The 2,678-nt window shown below is 69.1% G+C and carries 4 protein-coding genes; all 4 read right to left on the minus strand.

From position 1 onward, the window contains the following. A partial coding sequence (locus tag V7050_RS20150) for an AMP-binding protein (protein ID WP_324411151.1) occupies positions 1 to 780 on the minus strand: 780 nt, incomplete at its 3' end. A gap of 267 nt (positions 781 to 1,047) precedes the next feature. Next, positions 1,048 to 2,034: an ABC transporter substrate-binding protein gene (locus V7050_RS20155; RefSeq protein ID WP_324369920.1), complete on the minus strand. Its 987-nt coding sequence runs from the start codon at positions 2,032 to 2,034 to the stop codon at positions 1,048 to 1,050. A 32-nt stretch (positions 2,035 to 2,066) separates the two neighbouring features. Continuing rightward, positions 2,067 to 2,285 carry a hypothetical protein gene (locus tag V7050_RS20160; RefSeq protein WP_324369918.1) on the minus strand — a complete coding sequence of 73 codons (219 nt, stop codon included), beginning with the start codon at positions 2,283 to 2,285 and terminating at the stop codon, positions 2,067 to 2,069. Positions 2,286 to 2,318: 33 nt separating this feature from the next. After that, positions 2,319 to 2,678 (minus strand): ABC transporter permease (locus V7050_RS20165; RefSeq protein WP_324411153.1); only part of this gene is annotated, 360 nt, incomplete at its 5' end.

A 2,678-nucleotide genomic window follows, 5' to 3' on the forward strand; every position in this document is an offset into this window, starting at 1 on the left:
GGGGGCCAGGAGCCGCGTGTAGAAGGTCGCCCCCCCCACCACCCCCGTGGCGCGCGCCATCAGCCCGATCCCCGGGCGGGCGTCGAAGCGCGGCAGCAGCAGGACCCGCCCGCCGTTCATCAGCATAAGGTTCAGCGCCACGAAGAGCCCGTGGGTGTGATAGAGCGGCAGGGCGTGGATCAGCACGTCCCCCGGCCGGAACCCCCAGAGCGCGTGCAGCGTCGCGGCATTCGACCAGAGATTGTCGTGGCTGAGCATCGCGCCCTTGGAAAGCCCGGTGGTCCCGGAGGTATAGAGGATCGCGGCGATGTCCTCGCCCGAGCGCGCCGCCACCGCCCGGTCCGAGGGCAGGCCCTCCGCCTGGGCGGTCAGCGAGCCATGGCCATCGGCCCCGAGGGTGAAGAGCCAGGCGCTGCCCTGCTTCGCCAGCGCGGCGAGCGCGGCCTCCGAGCCGGGGTCGCAGACCAGCACCTTCGGCCGCGCGTCCTTCAGGAAATGCCCGAGCTCGGCCGGGGTATAGGCCGGATTCAACGGCACATGGACCGCGCCGCATTGCAGGACCGCGAGATAGAGCGCCACATTGGCGACCGATTTCTCCACCTGCACCGCGATCCGGTCGCCGGGCGCGACGCCCGAGGCCTTGAAGAGCGCCGTGATGCGCCCGGCATGCTCCAGCAGGTCGGCAAAGGTCACCGCCGCCCCCTCCGCGGTCTCGATCGCCACCCGGCCGCGCTCGGCGGGAAACCGTTCGGCGAGCCGCGCGAAAAGCGAAGCGCTCATGCCCACCGGCACGGGCCGTGCCTCCCGAAGGGACCAAACGGCAATGACATCATGCGACCTCCGGTCGAGGGGCCCGGAGCGCGCGAACGCCAAGGCCGAGGAGAGTCGGGCGGCACCCTCCGCTGCCGGATCCGCGGGAGGAAGGCGGCGGCACTGCGGGGGACGCGCGCCCGCCCCAGGCGAAACGGTCTTCCGGCGACGGCATCGCGGGCCATGGAATTCCTCCCCCGGGGGCGCCGGGGCCGGCGGGCGGCCCCGGCGGGTGGCTCAGCTGCCGAGCGCCTTGTCGGTCACCGCATGGGTCCAGGCGCCCTCGGGCTCCCTGGTGATCACAGGATCGGAGCCGGCGGCGAGCAGCGTCTTGACCGTGCGCTCGTAATCGGCCGGGTCGAGCGCGCCGTCGGAACCGGCGGTGAGCTTGGCGATCTCGCTCATCATCCGCATCTGATGCGCCTCGGTCTGGGCGCCGGTCTCGTCGTTCTCGAGCACGATCATCGCCGCCTCGTCGGGATGCTCCTCGGCCCATTTCCAGCCCTTCATGCTGGCGCGCACGAACTTGGCCATGGTCTCGACGAAGGCCGGGTCGCTCAGGCGGTCCTCGAGCACGTAGAGCCCGTCCTCCAGCGTCGCCACGCCCTCGTCCTGGTACTTGAAGACCGTCAGATCCTCGGGCGTGAGCCCGGCGTCGATCACCTGCCAGTATTCGTTGTAGGTCATGGTCGAGATGCAGGCGGCCTGCTTCTGCAGCAGCGGATCGACGTTGAAGCCCTGCTTGAGCACCGTCACGCCCTCCGGCCCGCCGTCGGTGGGGATGCCGAGCGTGCTCATCCAGCTCAGGAAGGGATATTCGTTGCCGAAGAACCAGACCCCGAGCGTATGGCCCTTGAAATCCCCGGTCGCGGTCACGCCGCTGTCGTTGCGGCAGGTCAGCATCATTCCGCTCGACTTGAAGGGCTGGGCGATGTTGACCAGCGGCAGCCCGGCCTCGCGCGCGGCGAGCGCCGCCGGCATCCATTCCACGATCACGTCGGCCCCGCCGCCGGCGATCACCTGCGGCGGGGCGATGTCCGGGCCGCCCGGCTTGATCGTGACGTCGAGCCCCTCCTCCTCGTAGAATCCCTGATCCGCCGCGACGTAATAGCCCGCGAACTGGGCCTGGGTGACCCATTTGAGCTGGAGCGTCACCTCCTCGGCGCGCGCGGCACCGGCGAGCATCAGGAGCGTCGCGGACGCCCCGGCAATCATGGTTCTCATCTGCGAACCCTTCCTTCTATCCCGATGTTTCACTAGCAACTCGAGCCGGGCGCCCAGGCGTAGCCCCAGGCCCCCTTGTATTGCGCCCATTGCTGGCATTTCTCCTCCGAGGGGAGGTTCCTGCAGCCGACCAGCTCGTCCTGCGAATTGTAGATCCGGCAACGGCCCCCCGATTCGGGCGCCGCCGCCTCGCCTTCCGTCCAGGCACCGATCGCGCCGACCTTGCCCAGTTCCACGATCTTCTCCGCCATGGTCGTCTCCCTACTTTCTCTGTTCCGGAGGCCTCAGCGGCCCCGCTGCGACGGATGCCAGAAGGTCACCGCCCGCTCCACCAGCGCCACCGCGCCGTAGAAGGCCGATCCGACCAGCGCCGCCACCGCTATCTCCGCCCAGACCATGTCGAGCGCCAGCCGCCCGACCTCGGTCGAGATGCGGAAGCCCATGCCTTCTGTCGGCGATCCGAAGAATTCGGCCACGATGGCGCCGATCAAAGCCAATGTCGTGCAGATTTTCAAGCCATTAAAGAGAAACGGCGCCGCCGCTGGCAACCTTAGCGTGAAAAGTTCCTGCCCGTAGCTCGCGGCATAAGTATGCATCAGGTCGCGCTGCGCCGTCTCGGCGGCGCCGAGCCCCTGCACCGTGTT

It is taken from the genome of Amaricoccus sp., from assembly GCF_036846665.1.
Lineage (GTDB): Bacteria > Pseudomonadota > Alphaproteobacteria > Rhodobacterales > Rhodobacteraceae > Amaricoccus.